This window comes from Streptomyces sp. NPDC047453 (assembly GCF_040643155.1).
In the GTDB taxonomy this organism is placed as follows: domain Bacteria; phylum Actinomycetota; class Actinomycetes; order Streptomycetales; family Streptomycetaceae; genus Streptomyces.
Genome location: NZ_JBEYTS010000013.1, coordinates 113,877 through 129,830, shown reverse-complemented (window position 1 = coordinate 129,830; position 15,954 = coordinate 113,877). Strand labels below are relative to the sequence as shown.

General features: G+C 71.2%; 21 protein-coding genes and 1 pseudogene. 9 read left to right on the top strand and 13 right to left on the bottom strand.

The window, feature by feature from the left end:
- Positions 1-22 precede the first annotated feature (22 nt).
- On the top strand, positions 23-388 hold the full coding sequence (locus ABZ818_RS15065) for a YbjQ family protein (RefSeq protein WP_361414259.1): 366 nt from the start codon (positions 23-25) through the stop codon (positions 386-388).
- Between the two features lie 41 nt (positions 389-429).
- Here the strand turns inward: ABZ818_RS15065 and ABZ818_RS15060 are convergent, their stop codons facing one another.
- Positions 430-1,191, bottom strand: coding sequence for a MerR family transcriptional regulator (locus ABZ818_RS15060; RefSeq protein WP_361414257.1), 762 nt, complete (start codon positions 1,189-1,191; stop codon positions 430-432).
- Positions 1,192-1,300: 109 nt separating this feature from the next.
- Here ABZ818_RS15060 and ABZ818_RS15055 point away from each other — a divergent pair.
- Positions 1,301-2,531 (top strand): annotated as a pseudogene (locus tag ABZ818_RS15055) (ion channel protein).
- 144 nt (positions 2,532-2,675) lie between these two features.
- The gene (locus tag ABZ818_RS15050) at positions 2,676-4,088 is read left to right on the top strand and encodes a glutamate decarboxylase (protein ID WP_361414255.1); all 1,413 of its coding nucleotides are present in this window, start codon (positions 2,676-2,678) and stop codon (positions 4,086-4,088) included.
- A gap of 26 nt (positions 4,089-4,114) precedes the next feature.
- Here ABZ818_RS15050 and ABZ818_RS15045 read toward each other — a convergent pair whose 3' ends face one another.
- The 3 genes from ABZ818_RS15045 to ABZ818_RS15035 form a co-directional block, all read right to left on the bottom strand.
- Positions 4,115-4,756 (bottom strand): PadR family transcriptional regulator, encoded by a 642-nt coding sequence (locus ABZ818_RS15045; protein ID WP_361414253.1) that lies wholly within the window; start codon positions 4,754-4,756, stop codon positions 4,115-4,117.
- 242 nt (positions 4,757-4,998) lie between these two features.
- Positions 4,999-6,459 carry an aldehyde dehydrogenase family protein gene (locus ABZ818_RS15040; RefSeq protein ID WP_361414251.1) on the bottom strand — a complete coding sequence of 487 codons (1,461 nt, stop codon included), beginning with the start codon at positions 6,457-6,459 and terminating at the stop codon, positions 4,999-5,001.
- Between the two features lie 147 nt (positions 6,460-6,606).
- Positions 6,607-7,431: a helix-turn-helix transcriptional regulator gene (locus tag ABZ818_RS15035; protein ID WP_361414337.1), complete on the bottom strand. Its 825-nt coding sequence runs from the start codon at positions 7,429-7,431 to the stop codon at positions 6,607-6,609.
- A gap of 354 nt (positions 7,432-7,785) precedes the next feature.
- Between ABZ818_RS15035 and ABZ818_RS15030 the strand changes: the two genes are divergently transcribed.
- A complete protein-coding gene (locus ABZ818_RS15030) occupies positions 7,786-8,262 on the top strand; it encodes an ATP-binding protein (protein ID WP_361414249.1) in 477 nt (158 codons plus the stop codon).
- Positions 8,263-8,356: 94 nt separating this feature from the next.
- On the opposite strand, the gene ABZ818_RS15025 is transcribed toward ABZ818_RS15030, so the two are convergent.
- The 8 genes from ABZ818_RS15025 to rpmG form a co-directional block, all read right to left on the bottom strand.
- Positions 8,357-8,575, bottom strand: coding sequence for a DUF397 domain-containing protein (locus ABZ818_RS15025; RefSeq protein WP_361414335.1), 219 nt, complete (start codon positions 8,573-8,575; stop codon positions 8,357-8,359).
- 195 nt (positions 8,576-8,770) lie between these two features.
- On the bottom strand, positions 8,771-9,235 hold the full coding sequence (locus ABZ818_RS15020) for an SRPBCC domain-containing protein (RefSeq protein ID WP_361414247.1): 465 nt from the start codon (positions 9,233-9,235) through the stop codon (positions 8,771-8,773).
- A gap of 68 nt (positions 9,236-9,303) precedes the next feature.
- Positions 9,304-9,651 carry a metalloregulator ArsR/SmtB family transcription factor gene (locus tag ABZ818_RS15015; RefSeq protein ID WP_361414245.1) on the bottom strand — a complete coding sequence of 116 codons (348 nt, stop codon included), beginning with the start codon at positions 9,649-9,651 and terminating at the stop codon, positions 9,304-9,306.
- A 28-nt stretch (positions 9,652-9,679) separates the two neighbouring features.
- Positions 9,680-10,054: a VOC family protein gene (locus tag ABZ818_RS15010; RefSeq protein ID WP_361414243.1), complete on the bottom strand. Its 375-nt coding sequence runs from the start codon at positions 10,052-10,054 to the stop codon at positions 9,680-9,682.
- Between the two features lie 83 nt (positions 10,055-10,137).
- Positions 10,138-10,371 (bottom strand): 30S ribosomal protein S18, encoded by a 234-nt coding sequence (gene rpsR, locus ABZ818_RS15005; protein WP_361414241.1) that lies wholly within the window; start codon positions 10,369-10,371, stop codon positions 10,138-10,140.
- Between the two features lie 4 nt (positions 10,372-10,375).
- Entirely contained in the window at positions 10,376-11,560 is a 1,185-nt protein-coding gene (locus ABZ818_RS15000) for a GTP-binding protein (protein WP_361414239.1), read from the bottom strand.
- On the bottom strand, positions 11,557-11,811 hold the full coding sequence (locus tag ABZ818_RS14995) for a type B 50S ribosomal protein L31 (RefSeq protein ID WP_141359621.1): 255 nt from the start codon (positions 11,809-11,811) through the stop codon (positions 11,557-11,559). Before ABZ818_RS14995 ends, ABZ818_RS15000 begins: the two co-directional genes overlap by 4 nt.
- Positions 11,812-11,819: 8 nt before the next feature.
- Positions 11,820-11,984, bottom strand: a complete 165-nt coding sequence (gene rpmG / locus ABZ818_RS14990; protein WP_122616828.1) for a 50S ribosomal protein L33 — start codon at positions 11,982-11,984, stop codon at positions 11,820-11,822.
- A 62-nt stretch (positions 11,985-12,046) separates the two neighbouring features.
- Here rpmG and rpmB point away from each other — a divergent pair, with 62 nt between their 5' ends.
- The 4 genes from rpmB to ABZ818_RS14970 all read left to right on the top strand — a co-directional run bounded on the left by rpmB (position 12,047) and on the right by ABZ818_RS14970 (position 13,884).
- Positions 12,047-12,283, top strand: a complete 237-nt coding sequence (rpmB, locus tag ABZ818_RS14985) for a 50S ribosomal protein L28 (protein ID WP_361414237.1) — start codon at positions 12,047-12,049, stop codon at positions 12,281-12,283.
- Between the two features lie 69 nt (positions 12,284-12,352).
- Entirely contained in the window at positions 12,353-12,658 is a 306-nt protein-coding gene (gene rpsN / locus ABZ818_RS14980; RefSeq protein WP_361414333.1) for a 30S ribosomal protein S14, read from the top strand.
- Positions 12,659-12,733: 75 nt separating this feature from the next.
- Positions 12,734-13,261, top strand: coding sequence for a hypothetical protein (locus ABZ818_RS14975; RefSeq protein WP_361414235.1), 528 nt, complete (start codon positions 12,734-12,736; stop codon positions 13,259-13,261).
- A gap of 89 nt (positions 13,262-13,350) precedes the next feature.
- Entirely contained in the window at positions 13,351-13,884 is a 534-nt protein-coding gene (locus tag ABZ818_RS14970) for a DUF4232 domain-containing protein (RefSeq protein ID WP_361414233.1), read from the top strand.
- Between the two features lie 10 nt (positions 13,885-13,894).
- Here the strand turns inward: ABZ818_RS14970 and ABZ818_RS14965 are convergent, their stop codons facing one another.
- A complete protein-coding gene (locus tag ABZ818_RS14965; RefSeq protein ID WP_361414231.1) occupies positions 13,895-15,010 on the bottom strand; it encodes a DUF2786 domain-containing protein in 1,116 nt (371 codons plus the stop codon).
- Positions 15,011-15,134: 124 nt separating this feature from the next.
- On the opposite strand from ABZ818_RS14965, the gene ABZ818_RS14960 reads away from it, so the two are divergent.
- Positions 15,135-15,902 carry a Clp protease N-terminal domain-containing protein gene (locus ABZ818_RS14960; protein WP_361414229.1) on the top strand — a complete coding sequence of 256 codons (768 nt, stop codon included), beginning with the start codon at positions 15,135-15,137 and terminating at the stop codon, positions 15,900-15,902.
- Positions 15,903-15,954 lie beyond the last annotated feature (52 nt).

Sequence of the window (15,954 nt, the reverse complement as noted above, 5' to 3'; positions counted from 1 at the left end):
CGCTCACGCCAAGCTGTGCGCCATGAACATCGATGAATTCGGCGGCGGCCAGGAGCCCCAGCCGGACGTGCTGGTCGTGACCACGAACGACGTACCCGGTCACCGGGTGGAGAAGGTCATCGGCGAGGTCTTCGGGCTGACGGTCCGCTCCCGGCATCTGGGCAGCCAGATCGGAGCGGGTCTGAAGTCGATGATCGGCGGTGAGCTGAAGGGGCTCACCAAGACGCTGGTGCAGACCCGCAACCAGGCCATGGAGCGGCTCGTCGAGCAGGCACGCGCGCGGGGCGCCAACGCGGTGCTGGCCTTCCGCTTCGACGTGACCGAGGCGGCGGACGTCGGCACGGAGGTGTGCGCCTACGGCACGGCCGTGGTCCTGGCCCGGGAGTGACCGGCGGGGGCCCGGGTGCCGGGACCCGGGCCCCCGGGCTCCTACGCGGTGTGCCGCTCGGCGTTGGCGAGGATCGCCTCGCGCAGGTACGCGGCCAGGCCCGGCCGGATCTTCTCGTAGGTCGCGGTGAAGCGCGGGTCGGCGACGTACATCTGCGCCAGGCAGGTGTGCATCTCGTGCCCGCAGTCGTAGTAGCTGCCGGAGATGAACCGGCGGTGTTCCTCGGCCACGTCCATGGCGGCCTCGGAGCCGGCCGGCGTGCCCGCGTCGAGCAGCGCCGCCATGCGCCGGTGGATCGCGTCCTGCTCCTCGGTGAGCCGCTTCCAGTCCTCCTTGGTGTACGAGGCGGTACGGCGCTGGGACTGCCGGTAGGCCTCCGTGTCGCCCCAGCGCTGCCGGACCTCGTCGGCGTACTGCTCGGGGTCGTGGTCGCCGAAGACCTCGAACCGCTCCTCCGGCGTGAGATCGATGCCCATCCTGCGTGCCTCCATGGCCTTCTCCACGGCCGCGGCCATCTTCTTCAGCTTCTCGATCCGGGCGGTCAGCAGCTCGTGCCGGCGGCGCAGGTGCGCGCCGGGGTCCGCCTCCGGGTCGTCGAGCAGGGCCGCGACCTCCTCGAGCGGGAAGCCGAGCTCCCGGTAGAACAGGATCTGCTGCAACCGGTCGAGATCCGCGTCGCCGTAGCGCCGGTGACCCGCGTGGCTGCGCTCGCCCGGGACGAGCAGGCCGATGTCGTCGTAGTGGTGCAGGGTGCGCACCGTCACTCCGGCGAATCCGGCGACCTGTCCCACGGAGTAGCTCACTTCCGCTCCTTTCTCGGTACGCGGTCCACGGTGGCTCCTCACGCCACGTGAGGTGCAAGCGTGTTTCGCTCCGGATGTTGTGTCGCTTTCGTCCGCTTATCGTGAGCCCGTGGCCCAGGACACCGCACAGCAGGCACCGACCGCCCCGGCGACCCCGGCCCGCGCCCTGCTGCCGCTGCTCCTGCCCGCACTGGCCGTCGGGGTCGGCTCCAGTCTGCTGTTCCTGCTGGTGAGCGGGCTGGCGGAGCAGTTACAGGCGGTTTTGTGGGAAAGCCTGCCCGATGCCCTGGGCATCGGGCGCTACTCGGTGGTGTGGATGCTGGTCGCACGCGGGCCCGGACCCGGTGACGCTGGGCCTGACGGCCGCCCCGGTGGCGCCGGGCGTGCTGCCGGGGCTGCTGGTGGCCGCCATGCTGATGCTGGCCGGCGGGCCGAGTCTCGGCCCCGAGCACCCCATCATCATGGCGAACGTGGCGCTGGCGTTGGCGCTGGGCCGCCGGCTGCTGCCCCGGCTGCCGGGCGCGCTGTGGCCGGTGCTGGCGGAGGCGGCGACGATCGGCGCCCTGTTCGGCACCCCGGTGGCCGCCGCGCTCGTCATCTCCGAGGCGCTGGCCGGGCGGCCGACGAAGGGAGCACTGTGGGACAGCCTCTTCGCGCCGCTGGCCGCCGGGACCGCGGGCGCCATGACGACCGCGCTGGTCTCCCGCCCCACCTTCGACCTGGGCCTTCCTCCCCTCGGCCGGCCGCACGGGGGCGACCTCCTGGCCGCGCTGGTGATCGCCTCCGCGGCCGCGCTGCTCGGCCTGCTCGCCGTGTACGCCTTCCCATACGTCCACCGCGCCTTCTCCCGGCTCGGGCACCCGATGCTGGCGCTTCCCGCCGGTGGGCTCGTCCTCGGCCTGCTGGCGGCGCTGGGCGGTCCCCTCACGCTCTTCAAGGGGCTGTCGGAGGTCGCGGAGCTGACCCGCGACCCCGGCGCCTGGACGGCGGGGCAGTTCGCGACCATGACCGTGGTGAAGCTGGCCGCGCTGCTCGTCGCCGCGTCCTGCGGGTTCCGCGGCGGGCGGATCTTCCCGTCCGTGTTCGTCGGCGCCGCGTTCGGGCTGACCGCGCACGCCCTCGTGCCCGCCGTGCCCGAGTCGCTCGGCGTGGCGGCGGGCGTACTGGGCATGCTCCTGGCCGTCACCCGGCAGGGCTGGGTGAGCCTGTTCACGGCCGCGGTCCTCGTGTCCTCTCCGACCATTCTCGCCCTGCTGTGCGCCGCCTCGCTGCCGGCCTGGCTGCTGGTGACCGGCAGACCGCTGATGCAGCTCGGGAAGGACGGCAAGGCGATCCGCTGACCGGCCCTCGCGCCCCGCGCACACGACGGCTCCCCCGACTCCGCTCCCCCGCTCCCGGCCCCTCGAACACCCCGGCCCCTGGAACCCATCACCCCTGAAACCCATCGATCGCCTCGATCCCGTCGATCCCGTAGGAGACAGCCCATGCCGCTGCACCAAGGACACGAGAAGCCCGACGAGCGCCCCCTGTCCGTCAACCCCTTCTACGGGGAGGCGAATCCGGCCGTCGAGATGGCCGAGGCACCGCCCAAGCACCGGCTCGCCGACGCGCCCCTGCCGCCCTCGACGGCGTACCAGCTCGTGCACGACGAGCTGATGCTGGACGGCAACTCCCGGCTGAACCTGGCCACGTTCGTCTCGACCTGGATGGAGCCGCAGGCCGGTGTCCTGATGAACGAGTGCCGCGACAAGAACATGATCGACAAGGACGAGTACCCGCGCACCGCCGAACTGGAGCGGCGCTGTGTGGCGATGCTCGCCGACCTGTGGAACGCGCCGGATCCCTCGGCCGCCGTGGGCTGTTCGACAACCGGGTCGAGCGAGGCGTGCATGCTCGCCGGGATGGCGCTCAAGCGGCGCTGGGCGCAGCGCAACGCCGATCGCTACCCCGGCCGGGACGCGCGCCCGAACCTCGTCATGGGCGTCAACGTCCAGGTGTGCTGGGAGAAGTTCTGCAACTTCTGGGAGGTCGAGGCCCGCCAGGTGCCCATGGAGGGCGACCGCTACCACCTCGACCCGCGGGCCGCCGCCGAGCTGTGCGACGAGAACACCATCGGGGTCGTCGGCATCCTGGGCTCCACCTTCGACGGCTCCTACGAGCCGATCGCCGACCTGTGCGCGGCCCTGGACGCCCTCCAGGAGCGCACGGGGCTGGACATCCCGGTGCACGTCGACGGCGCCTCGGGCGGCATGATCGCGCCCTTCCTCGACGAGGACCTGGTCTGGGACTTCCGGCTCCCGAGGGTGGCCTCGATCAACACCTCGGGGCACAAGTACGGGCTGGTGTACCCGGGCGTCGGCTGGGCACTGTGGCGGGACCGGGAGGCGCTGCCCGAGGAACTGGTCTTCCGGGTCAACTACCTGGGCGGCGACATGCCGACCTTCGCGCTGAACTTCTCCCGGCCCGGCGCGCAGGTGGTCGCCCAGTACTACTCGTTCCTGCGGCTGGGCCGCGAGGGCTACCGGATGGTGCAGCAGAGCACCCGGAACGTGGCCCGCCACCTCGCCGAACGGATCGAGGCGCTCGGCGACTTCCGGCTGCTGACCCGCGGCGACCAGTTGCCGGTGTTCGCCCTCACCACGGCGCCGGAGGTGCAGGCCTTCGACGTGTTCGACGTCTCCCGACGGCTGCGCGAGAACGGCTGGCTGGTGCCCGCGTACACCTTCCCGCCGAACCGGGAGGACCTGTCCGTCCTGCGCGTGGTCTGCCGGAACGGGTTCTCGGCGGACCTCGCCGAACTCTTCCTCGAGGACCTGAAGCGTCTGCTGCCCGAACTGCGCCGCCAGCCGCACCCGCTGATCCGGGACAAGAACGCGGCCACCGGCTTCCACCACTAGGGCCTCTCGTTTGGATCACGCCGGGCTCAGCGGTCGTCCTCCGGATGGCGCTCGCCCGTCGCGTACGGGTTGCGCTCCCCCTCGGCCAGGACGCCGACGAACGGTTCGCCCTCGCCGGCGAAGGTGTAGGCGCCGCGTTCCAGGCGGCCGATCAGTCCTCGGGTCCACGCGGCGTCGGAGTCGGCCGTGTGGACCCACAGGTTCATGATCTCGCCGATGTGGCCGAGTTGTTCGGGGCCGTCCTCGGGGACGTAGTGCTCGGTGACGGACGTCCGCCACTGCTCGATCCGCCGGATCCGCTCCTCCAGCAGGGCGATCGCCTCGGCCCTGGGCAGGTCCACGAGGAAGCCGATGGCCGCGGACTGGACGTCCGCCTTCTGGCCGTAGGAGACCAGGGCTTCCCGCAGCAGCCGGAAGTACTCCTCGGTGCCGGCGTCGGTGATCTCGTACTCCGTGCGGGGCGGGCCGCCGGCCGTGGACGGGGCGGTCTCGTGCGCCTGCAGCAGCCCTTGCCCGGCCATCTGCTTCAGGGCGTGGTAGATCGAGCCGGGCTTGGCGTTGGACCACTCGTGCGCGCCCCAGTACTCCAGGTCGCCCCGCACCTGGTAACCGTGGGCCCGCCCGTGCTGACGGACGGCGCCCAGCACGAGGAGACGGATCGCTGACATGGGCTCCAGGTTAGGGCTAGTGCTGTGACCGGAAAGGTTTGCCGGGAAGCTCGCGGCGTCCGGTGCTGGGGGTACCTCCCACGCCGTTCAGGCTGTGGGGGAGCATCGCAAGGCGGAGCGTCGCCCGCGTACTGGATGTACTCGGGTGATGCGACCACGCGGCGTGGGGGTACCCCCCGGCCGAAGGCTGGGGGAGTGCCGTGCCGGGCGTCGCGAGCCGGTGAACCTTTCCGGTCACAGCACTAGAAGGGGAACCCGCTCCGGCCGTGCTGTACCGAGATCCACTTCAGTGTGGTGAAGGCGTCCGGGGTCGTCTCGCCGTTCAGGCGGCCGACGCCGGAGTGCTTCTCACCGCCGAAGGGGACGAGCGGCTCGTCGTGGACGGTGCCGTCGTTCACGTGGAACATGCCGGTGTCGATCTGCCTGGCGAAGGCCACGCCCCGCTCGACGTCCGCCGTGTGGACGGCGCCGCTGAGGCCGTACGGGGTGTCGTTGACGATCCGGACCGCCTCCTCCTCGCCGTCGAACGGGATGACGAAGGCGACCGGGCCGAAGACCTCCTGGCGGAGCAGGGAGGAGTCGGCGGGCAGGTCCGTCAGGACCGACGGCTCGACGAGGTTGTCGGTGGTGGTGCCGCGCAGCAGGGCCGTGGCCCCCTCGGCGATCGCCTGCTCGACGGCGCCCGACACCGCGTTCGCCTGGGTGGAGTTGATCACCGGGCCGATGACGGTCTCCGGATCGCGCGGGTCGCCGACCTTCAGCGACCTCACCTTGGCGACGAACTTCGCGGTGAACTCCTCGGCCACCGAGCGGTCCACCATGATCCGGTTGGCGGCCATGCAGACCTGGCCCTGGTGGACGTACCGGCTGAAGACGGCCGCGTCGACCGCGTAGTCGAGGTCGGCGTCGTCCAGGACCACGACCGCGCTGTTGCCGCCGAGTTCCAGGACCGAGCGCTTGAAGTGGGAGGCGCAGACGGTGGCGACGTGCCGGCCGACCTTGTCTGAGCCGGTGAAGGAGATGACCTTGGGGACGGGGTGCTCGATGAACGCGTCGCCGATCTCGGCGATGTCCGTGATGACGACGTTGAGCAGACCGCCCGGCAGACCCGCGTCCTCGAAGATCTTCGCGACCAGGGAGCCTCCGGTGACCGGGGTGTTCTGGTGCGGCTTGAGTACCACGCCGTTGCCGAGGGCGAGCGCCGGGGCGACCGACTTCAGTGACAGCAGGAACGGGAAGTTGAAGGGGCTGATGACGCCCACGACACCGACCGGCACCCGGTAGACGCGGTTCTCCTTGCCGTCGACCGGGGACGGCAGGATCTTGCCGTCGGGGCGCAGCGCCAGGTGGATCGACTCGCGCAGGAACTCCTTGGCGAGGTGCAGCTCGAAAGCGGCCTTCAGACGGGTGCCGCCGAGCTCCGCGATGATCACGTCGGCGATCTCCGACTCCCGCTCCTCGACCAGCCGCAGCGCCTTCTCGAAGACGGCCCGGCGGGCGTAGGCGTTGGTCGCGGCCCACTCCTTCTGGGCGCGGGCGGCCGCGCGGTAGGCCTGATCCACCTCGTCGACCGTGGCTATGGTGATCGAGGCCAGCTTCTCCCCGTCGTACGGGTTGAAGTCGATGATGTCCCAGGAGCCGGTCCCGGGGCGCCACTCGCCGTCGATGTACTGCTGGGCCAGGTCGGTGAAGTAGGACGACATGTGCTCCCTCGATCCCCTGCTGTCGAGACGGTCGAAGCAGTCGGAGCCCGATCAACCCCCGATCACTTCTCCACGGTCTGATCACGCGTCATCGTACTTGCGACCGAACGGAGTTGGGATCCCCTACAGGTTTCCGAGGGGTTGTCCCTAGGTGAGCTGGAGCAGCCCGCGGAGCAGGTCGCGGCTCTCGTCGAGGCCGGGTCCGTCGTGCTGGATCTCCTCCAGCGTCCTCTCGTACTGGGCGACGTCCTCGGGCTTGTCCAGGTAGAGGGCGCTGGTGAGCTGCTCCAGGTAGACCACGTCCGACAGGTCGGACTCGGGGAAGCTGAGGATGGTGAAGGCGCCGGACTCGCCGGCGTGCCCGCCGAAGCTGAACGGCATGACCTGAAGCCGTACGTTGGGCTGCTCCGAGATCTCGATCAGGTGCTGCAACTGCCCGCGCATCACGTCGCGGTCGCCGTAGGGCCGGCGCAGGGCGGCCTCGTCGAGGACGATGTGGAGGTCGGGCGCGTTCTCCGAGACGAGGTGCTTCTGCCGCTCCATGCGCAGCGCCACCCGTCGCTCCACGTCGGCCTCGCTCGCGCCCTGCATACCGCGCCGGACCACCGCCCGCGCGTACGCCTCGGTCTGCAGCAACCCGTGCACGAACTGCACCTCGTAGACGCGGATCAGCGACGCCGCGCCCTCCAGTCCCACATAGGTGGGGAACCAGCTGGGCAGGACGTCGGAGTAACTGTGCCACCAGCCGGCGACGTTGGCCTCCTTGGCGAGGGAGAGCAGCGAGGTGCGCTCGGCCTCGTCCGTGATGCCGTACAGGGTCAATAGGTCTTCCACGTCTCGGGTCTTGAAGCTCACCCGGCCCAACTCCATCCGGCTGATCTTCGATTCCGAGGCGCGGATCGAGTACCCGGCCGCCTCGCGCGTGATCCCCCGCGCTTCGCGCAGCCGCCTGAGTTGCGAGCCGAGCAGCATGCGCCGCACCACCGATCCGGGCTCTCCCGCGCTCACGTTCGCCAGCCTCCCCAACCGTCTTCAAGGCCCGCAGTCTGCCACTAATTCACTCCGAGCTGTACTCGCGTGATTACGGAAACGGAAAGAGATCGAGGAATCCGCACGGCGACAGCCGGGCAGGAGACCGGCGGATGACGAGAAGATGGCGGAAAAAATGGCCAGTAAGCGGTACGGGAAGGTCCAATTCGGTCTCGTGCACGTGCATCTGCCCTTGCATCTGCTGTACGCATCCGAAACCATGGTCGTGCGCCACCGCTGCATCGCAACGACCGCGGATTACCGGGAGTGCCTCGCATGGGGACGAATGGATCGACCATGCTCGAGCCGTTACGGCAGGGCCTTCCCCCGCTGGATCCCGCGGCCGTGTCCAGCGCCGCCTCCTGCGCACTGCCCGCCCGCTACGAAGCGGTGCGTGAGGCAAGGCAGTTCACCCGCACGACGCTCGACCGGTGGGAGCTGGGCGACCGGTTCGACGACGTCTGCCTGGTGGCCTCCGAGCTGGTCACCAACGCCCTGCGGCACGGCCTGCCGGCGTCGTCGGCGCACTCGTGCGACCACGATTCGCCCGTGCGGCTGCACCTGCTGCAGTGGACCGGGCGACTGGTGTGCGCGGTGCGCGACCCCAGCCGGGAGAGCCCGGTCGCCCGTGAGACGGACGACTTCTCGGCGGAGTCGGGCCGCGGCCTCTTCCTGGTCGACTCCTTCAGCGACAGCTGGGGCTGGCACCCACTGACCGGCACCCTGGACGGCAAGGTGGTCTGGGCGCTCTTCCGGCTGCCACCCGCCGAATGACGAACCGGGGCCCTTTTCGACGCCACGGTTCTACGCGCGTTACCCCGTGTCGCGCACCGATCGCACCGAGTCGCGCACCTGCTTCGAGGCCACGTCAGCCCGCTATCAGGTGGTCGAACTCCCCGTCCTTGGCGCCCAGCAGCATCGCCTCGATCTCCGCGCGCGTGTAGACGAGTGCGGGACCGTCGGGGAAGCGGGAGTTGCGCACCGCCACGTCTCCGCCCGGCAGCCGCGCGAACTCCACGCAGGAGCCCTGCGAGTTGCTGTGCCGGCTCTTCTGCCAGGCCACTCCGTGCAGCCGTGCGGCCGCCATGCCGTTGTACACGTCGCCCCCGTACCCGCCCTCAACGTCGTGGTCCACAGGTCGCTCCCCGGTGGTGCACTGGCTGGTGTGGCCATTGATGCATCGGTCAACTGATCGGGATCATAGCCCTGTTTCAACATGCAGATGCATGAGCAGATGCACGTGCACGGGGAGTGGTTCAGCGGTTACAGTCCTGACTCCGCCTCACCCGAGCCGCTCGAGCGTCTGCCCCAGAACGCGCAGGACATGCGAGCGCCAACCCCCGTCCATGATCTTCCGCGCCATCATCTGTGCCGGGTCGTCCGGATCGAATCCGTCGTGCACCAGGAAGAGACGCGTACCGCGGCCTTCCTGTTCCAACGTCCATGTGAGCGTCCAGTCCGCGGGGTTGGCCGGATCGGCGTCCCTCCAGCGGACGGACAGCATGCGCTCGGCGTCGTAGGCGAGAACCTCCACGTCGACGACGCCGGAGAAGTTGGAGTTGGGCCGCGGGACGGAGGTCATCCGGTAGCGGTGGCCGACCTGAAGGCGGAAGTCCGCGGCACCCGGCATCTGCCACTGCGCGAGCAGCGAGGGCTCGGTGAGGGCCCGCCAGACCTTGGCCGGCGGGTGCGGGTAGAACTGGTCGACGCGGATCGTGGTGAGGTAGTCGTCGTGGTCGGTGCTCATGTGCGGTCGTGCCTGTGTGGTCGTCATGGGGGCCGGTGCCCCGGTGCGGTCACCGCAAGGATCGGGGCTCAGGTGCGGTCGTCGTCGGGCATACGGTCCAGCAGCGCGCCGAGTTCCTTCATCCGGCCGCGCCAGAACCGCTCGTACGGGTGGAGCCAGTCCTGCACCTCGGCCAGCGGGGCCGCCTCCAGGCGGTAGATGCGCTGCCGTCCGGAGCGCTGCTCGGAGACGAGGCCGGCCTCCCGGAGCACCTTGAGGTGTTCCGAGAGGCTGGGGCGGCGCATGGCGAAGCGGTCGGCCAGGTCCTGGACGGGCTGGGGTCCCTCCTCGCGCAGCAGCCGCAGCACCTCGCGGCGGGTGGCGTTGGCGAGCGCAGCGAAGACGCGGTCCTCCGCGGCGGTACCCGCCCCCTTCATAGGGTGCTCGTCCCGTTCATGGCGCCGGTCAGAAACCTTCCTTCTCGGTCAGCAGCATCAGACCGTTGCCGTCGGGGTCCGTGAAGGAGGCCATGCGGCCCCAGGGCAGCTCGTCCGGGCCCTGCACGGAGACCCCCGCCTGCGCGAGCCGCGCGCAGTCGGCGTCGACATCGGTCGTGACCAACATGATCCCCCGAGCCGATCCGGGCTCGAAACCCCCCATCCCCGGCCCGGAGAGCGTGAAGACCGTCTGCGCGCCGGCGGGTGCCACCTGGAGCCAGCGGCCCTGGGGCAGGTCCCGGTCGGCGACGGTCTCGAAGCCGAGGACATCCGTGTAGAAGCGCAGCGCGCGGTCCTGGTCGCCGACGGGGAGGGTGACGAAGGAGGCGTGAGTGATGTTCATGCGAACGAGATTAGGTAGGAGATTCCCTACGTGTCAACCGTAGGGAATCTCCTACCTATTGCCCGTGTGCGCCGCGGACCGGGTCAGCGTCCGGAGTACGGCAGCAGCGCCATCTCCCGCGCGTTCTTGATCGCCCGCGCCAGCAGCCGCTGCTGCTGGGCCGTGACCCGGGTGACCCGGCGGCTGCGGATCTTGCCGCGGTCGGATACGAACCTCCGCAGCAGATCGGTGTCCTTGTAGTCGATGTACGAGATCCCGGCCTGTTCCAACGGGTTGGGGCGGGCCTTGGCGAGCTTGCGGTCGCTCTTGCGGGGCATCGGGTCAGACCTCCAGGAGGGTGTCGAAGGCGGACGCCAGGCCCCTCCAGGCCTCGCGCCCGGCGGCGTACTCGGCGTCGGTCAGCAGGCAGGACTCCAGCAGCCGTTCGAGGCCGTCGCGGTCGAGGCCGGGGGACGTGAAGACGAGGTGCTGGCAGCGGTCGCCATGCTCCGGGTGCCAGTCCAGTGCGGCGGCGGCCCGGCGCACCGGCGGGACCAGGTCCCAGGCCGCGTCCGGCAGGGCGGCGAGCCACGGGCCCGCGCCCTCCACGCACAGCGCGCCGCCGGCGGCGTCCCAGTGGAGGAGCGTGTCGGGCCGGTCGGCCAGCCAGAACCGGCCCCGGCTGCGCGCGGCGGCGCAGGTCAGGTCCTCCAGTGCCGCGTACAGCCGCTCCGGATGGAAGGGGCGGTGGCGGCGCCAGACCAGCGTCGAGACACCGTGCGCGTCGGCCTCTGCGGGCAGCAGCGCGCACGCCGGGTGCTGGGCCGCCGCGGCCGCCTCGACGTCGAATCCGGCGAGGGCGGCGCGGACCAGCTCCGAACGCGGGGCGGTCTCCCGCGCACGTGCCGGGGCGGGGGTGGCGCCCGCCGGGTCGCCGTGGCCGATCGGGACCCGGCGGGCCGTCGGGTGCAGTTGTGCCAGCAGTTCGCGGTCCTCGTCGTCGGCCTCCGGGGAGTCGGCGACGGCGAGCACGGGCGCGTACTCCAGCTGCCGGGCGAAGGTGTCGGCGACGGTCCGCTGGTCGGTGGCGGCCGCGGCGAGCCCGCCGTCGGCCAGATCGTCGCCGTTGCCGAGGTACGGCAGGACGAGGGCCGGGTCGACGGCGGTGACCACACCGGTGACCGTGAGCCCGCCGGCCACCACCACCTCGGCCATCGCCTTGGGCTCCACGGAGTCCCACAGCTCGACCACCGCGAGCGGGGCGTGCCCGGCGGCGGCGATCCCGCGCAGCTCCGGCACCAGGTCCTCGCGCAGCGCGCAGCACGCGCAGTCGTTGACCAGGGGCGTCTCGCCGCGGGACAGCGCTCCGGAGGCGTCCCGGACGGTCCGCACGACCGTGCCCGCAGAGGCCGTCGCCAGGTCGTGGTGGAGCGCGACACTGCCGGGCACCTCGGCGAGGAGCCTCGCGACGGCCGCCTTCCGGGCGTCGGCGTGCAGCCCACCGACGATCACCACCGACAGGCTCACGCCCCACCCCGCTTCCCGTACCGGCGCTCGAAGCGCTCCACGCGCCCGGCGGTGTCCAGGACGCGGGCGGTGCCGGTGTAGAAGGGGTGGCTGACGTTCGAGATCTCGACGTCGACGACGGGGTAGGTGTGGCCATCCTCCCACTCGATCGTCTTCTCGCTGGTCATCGTCGAGCGGGTGAGGAACGCGTGGTTCGCGGCACGGTCACGGAAGACGACGGGACCGTAGGCCGGGTGGATTCCGTTGCGCACGGCGGGCCTCAGCGCTCCTCTCGGAAGTCGACGTGCCGGCCGGCGACCGGGTCGTACTTGCGCAGGGTCAGCCGGTCCGGGTCGTTGCGGCGGTTCTTGCGGGTGACGTAGGTGAAGCCGGTCCCTGCGGTGGACCGGAGTTTGACGACCGGGCGGAGTTCGTTGCGTGCCATGCCGCCATGCTACTGAAAATGAATTCCATTTACATCACCGATCGAGGAGAGGTGCGTCACCCGTGTCCGCCCACTGCATGCTGACCGGCGCCCGGCCCGGCTTCGGCAACCACATCTCGCACTCCCACCGGCGGACCTCCCGCCGCTTCGACCCGAACATCCAGACCAAGCGCTACTGGCTGCCGGGCGAGGGCCGCCACGTGCGGCTGCGGCTGAGCGCGAAGGCGGTCAAAACCGTCGACACGATCGGCGTCGAGGCAGCCGTGGCGCGCATCCGCGCGCGCGGGGTGAGGGTCTGAGAAACCCGAGTCACCCGAGGAACCTGAAGAACCCCGAGGAACCTGAGGAACGAAGAACAGGGAGACGCCATCGCGAAGAAGAGCAAGATCGCGAAGAACGAGAAGCGGCGGCAGATCGTCGAGCGGTACGCCGCCCGCCGGGCCGAGCTGAAGGAGATCATCCGCAGGCCGTCCTCGACACCGGACGAACGGCTCGCCGCCGAGCGGGAGTTGCGCGGGCAGCCGCGGGACGCGAGCGCCCCGCGCGTGCGCAACCGCGACCAGACCGACGGCCGGCCGCGCGGTTACCTGCGCACCTTCGGCCTGTCCCGGGTGAGCCTGCGGGAGCAGGCGCACGCCGGGCATCTGCCCGGGGTCCGAAAGGCCTCCTGGTAGGGATCGGTCCTGATAGCTTGCTGCGGTCGTACCGGCCGCCGGGCGGCCGACCGGTCAGAGCTTGGGGGCTTTCCGATGACTGCGGCGACCAGGGCGGCCAAGGCGGCGGCGACCGGGACGGGCGCGGCGACGCGGATCGCGGCCGCGGTCCTGCTCGGCGCGCTCGCCCTCACCGGGTGCGACAGCGGCGGCTCCGGCGCCACGGACAAAACATCCGCCACTCCCGGCGTGAGCGCGACCGCGAGCGACGATGACGGCGGCGGCGCGGCCGGTACGGGCGGTCCGGCCGCCAAGGGGGATGGCGTGGAGGGAAGTTGGCTCGCCACCACCGGTGGCAAGGCCGTGGTCCTGATCGTCACCGGCAGGCAGGCCGCGCTCTTCTCGACCGACCGGACCATCTGCACCGGAACGGCGGTCGAGGAGGGCGCGAGGCATGTGATCCACCTCGACGCGTGCAAGTCCCGTACGACCGGCACGGTCGACTCCGTCAACAAGACCACGCTCCGCGTTACCTGGGAGGGTGGTCTCGGCACCGAGACGTACACCCGGTCGGCGGGCGGGGCACTACCGTCGGGCCTGCCGACGGCGAGCCTGGGCTCCTGACGCGCGGAGCCGATCGCGGGGCGGGCAACCGCGCCGCCTGCTCGTGCGTGATGATCCTCGGGCATCGTCACGATCCAAGGGACCAGTTCATGCGCGCCATTCCGATTCCGCTCACCGTCACCGCCCTCGCCGCGGCCCTCCTGCTCACCGCCTGCGACAGCGGGGGCAGCGGCACCGGCTCCGGGGACAAGAAAACCGGCAGCACGGCCTGCCGGATCAGCGAGGTCGGGGTTCAGGTCGGTCCGGCCAACGCCGCACCCGCCGCCGGGGACACGGGCAATGTGCCCGTCACCGTCACCAACCGGGGTGCGCGGTGCACCCTGGAGGGCTTCCCGGGCGTCACCCTGTCCGGCGGCAACGTCACGGCGACCGTCCCGCAGGACACGTCCGGCAAGCCGCAGAAGCTCACTCTCGCCAAGGACGACACGGCGTCCTTCACTCTCACCTACGTGCGAGGCAAGGAGGCCGACGCCAAGAGCCTCGCGGTGACATCACTGAAGCTCAGCCTGCCCGGAGCGTCCGACAGCCAGGATTTCCCGTGGTCCTACGGCCCGGTCCAGGGCAGGAAGAACGTGGGCGACCCGGACGCGTCGGTGACCGCCCTCCAGCAAGCCGGCGACTGACCGGCGCCGTTCACGCGGGTGGCGCGGCACGCCCGCCGAGTGGCGGGCGGGACTTCACCTGGGCCCGGTCCGCCGCCCGGGCGCCCTCCCTCCACCCCGCCGTGTCGCTCACCCCTCGCAGCCGGGTGGTGGTCGTCTCCGGGAACAAGCGGTCCACGCGGTCGGTGACCGCGATGTCCCGGCTCGCCAGGACGGGCAGCAGGTCCGCGGTCACCTGGGTCTCGGCGGCGGCCTCCAGGCGGGCGCCGGCGCGGTGGGCGTAGGCGGCGAGGAAGGACTGCCGGAAGGTCTTGGTCCGCTTGCGCCCGCCCGCCCGCTGGGCGGCCTCCGCCCTGGTCATCGCCGTCGTGGCCTGGACCAGTAGGGAGGCGTAGAGCAGCTCGACCGCTTCCAGGTCGGCCTCGAAGCCGACGACGGTGGAGAACGCGAGGGCCTCGTTCCACACGGCGCGGCAGCGGTTCGCGGTGGCGACGGCGTCCAGCAGCACGGCCTTGGCCTGCTCGTACGGCGGCTCGACACCGATCCGGCAGGCGCCGGGTGCGTCGGGCGACGGGGCGCGGGCGGCGAGCAGCGCCTCGTCGACACTGTGCCGCGCCATCAGTTCCTGCGCCTTCGCGCTCAGCGCCTCCGCCTCCTCCGGATACCCGGTCGCCTCCGCCTTGGCGAGCAGCGCCCGGATCCGGGTGAGCATGCGGGACTCGGCCCGGGGCGCGGGCTCGTCCAGAGGTTCGAGCGCGGGGAGCCGCAGCAGCAGGCGGTAGAGCTCCAGGACGGCGGTGGCATACGAGAAACGGTCGGCGCGGGGCGGTTCCCCGGGCGGCAGTCCGTCGAGCTGGGCGGCCCAGCGCGGGCCGCGCGGCCGGTCGTCGGCCGCCTGTGCGCGGACGAGCGCCGCGAGCAGCCGCACATGGACCTCGTCGAGCTCCCGCCGCACGATCCGGGCGACATCGGCGGGCTGCCAGCCGCGCTGCCACGTCGTCGCCACGAACTCCCGCCCGCGCCGGGAGAGTTCGGCGTCCGCCGCGGGGTCGGCCGCCAGCAGGGAGGCGCCGGCGTCGAGGGCGTCGTCGGAGGGTGCATACAGGGCGGCCCGGAAGGCCCGGTCGACGGTGCTGGACGTACTCACCGCTCGATCGTGCCATGAGGCACGCGCGACTCTGTCCACACCCTGTGGACAAACCCGCCGCAGGGCATTCCATGGGTGTCAACTTCGGGTTGACACCCCCAGGAGCGCAACCTACGGTTGACACATGACGAACCCCACCATCAGGTCGAGCGTCCGTCTGGACGACCTCATCTCGGCCATCAAGAAGGTCCACCAGGAACCCCTCGAACAGCTCCAGGACGCCGTACTCGCCGGCGAGCACCTCGGCGAGGTGGCGGACCACCTCATCGGGCACTTCGTCGACCAGGCCCGCCGCTCCGGCGCCTCCTGGACCGACATCGGCAGGAGCATGGGCGTCACCCGGCAGGCCGCGCAGAAGCGGTTCGTGCCCAAGGAGTCGGCCGACCTCGACCCCAGCCAGGGCTTCAGCCGCTACACGCCCCGCGCCCGCAAGGTGGTCATGGCCGCCCATGAGGAGGCCAAGGCCGCCGGGAGCGCCGAGGGAACCCCCGCGCACCTGGTCCTCGGGTTGCTCACCGAACCGGAGGCCATGGCCGCGCAGGCCGTCGAGGCCCAGGGCGTCACCCTGGACGCCGTCCGCGAGGCCGCTACCGCCGCCCTGCCGCCCGCGTCCGCCGACGCTCCCGAGCTGGTCCCGTACGGCTCGGCCGCCAAGAAGGCCCTGGAACTCACCTTCCGCGAGGCCCTGCGCCTCGGCCACAACTACATCGGCACCGAGCACATCCTGCTGGCCCTGCTGGAGCTGGAGAACGGCGAGGGCGTCCTCAGCGGCCTGGGCCTGGACAAGGCGCGCACCGAGGAGTACGTCGCGGCGGCCTTGGCGGAGCTGGTGAAGGACCGCGCCCGGCAGGACGAGGACCAGGAGCCGCACGACGGCGGACAGGACGGCTGACCGCACTCCCGAGCAGTGGGCCGGAGCCGTTGTCGGACCCGCCTGCGACACT

Bases quoted from the DNA above. Each gene is read 5' to 3' on its own strand.
- ABZ818_RS15065 (WP_361414259.1), top strand. From the start codon at position 23: ATGAACATCGATGAATTCGGCGGCGGCCAGGAGCCCCAGCCGGACGTG.
- ABZ818_RS15050 (WP_361414255.1), top strand. From the start codon at position 2,676: ATGCCGCTGCACCAAGGACACGAGAAGCCCGACGAGCGCCCCCTGTCC.
- ABZ818_RS15045 (WP_361414253.1), bottom strand. From the start codon at position 4,756: ATGTCAGCGATCCGTCTCCTCGTGCTGGGCGCCGTCCGTCAGCACGGG.
- ABZ818_RS15040 (WP_361414251.1), bottom strand. From the start codon at position 6,459: ATGTCGTCCTACTTCACCGACCTGGCCCAGCAGTACATCGACGGCGAG.
- ABZ818_RS15035 (WP_361414337.1), bottom strand. From the start codon at position 7,431: ATGCTGCTCGGCTCGCAACTCAGGCGGCTGCGCGAAGCGCGGGGGATC.
- ABZ818_RS15030 (WP_361414249.1), top strand. From the start codon at position 7,786: ATGCTCGAGCCGTTACGGCAGGGCCTTCCCCCGCTGGATCCCGCGGCC.
- ABZ818_RS15025 (WP_361414335.1), bottom strand. From the start codon at position 8,575: ATGGCGGCCGCACGGCTGCACGGAGTGGCCTGGCAGAAGAGCCGGCAC.
- ABZ818_RS15020 (WP_361414247.1), bottom strand. From the start codon at position 9,235: ATGAGCACCGACCACGACGACTACCTCACCACGATCCGCGTCGACCAG.
- ABZ818_RS15015 (WP_361414245.1), bottom strand. From the start codon at position 9,651: ATGAAGGGGGCGGGTACCGCCGCGGAGGACCGCGTCTTCGCTGCGCTC.
- ABZ818_RS15010 (WP_361414243.1), bottom strand. From the start codon at position 10,054: ATGAACATCACTCACGCCTCCTTCGTCACCCTCCCCGTCGGCGACCAG.
- rpsR (WP_361414241.1), bottom strand. From the start codon at position 10,371: ATGCCCCGCAAGAGCGACCGCAAGCTCGCCAAGGCCCGCCCCAACCCG.
- rpmG (WP_122616828.1), bottom strand. From the start codon at position 11,984: ATGGCACGCAACGAACTCCGCCCGGTCGTCAAACTCCGGTCCACCGCA.
- ABZ818_RS14975 (WP_361414235.1), top strand. From the start codon at position 12,734: ATGACTGCGGCGACCAGGGCGGCCAAGGCGGCGGCGACCGGGACGGGC.
- ABZ818_RS14970 (WP_361414233.1), top strand. From the start codon at position 13,351: ATGCGCGCCATTCCGATTCCGCTCACCGTCACCGCCCTCGCCGCGGCC.
- ABZ818_RS14960 (WP_361414229.1), top strand. From the start codon at position 15,135: ATGACGAACCCCACCATCAGGTCGAGCGTCCGTCTGGACGACCTCATC.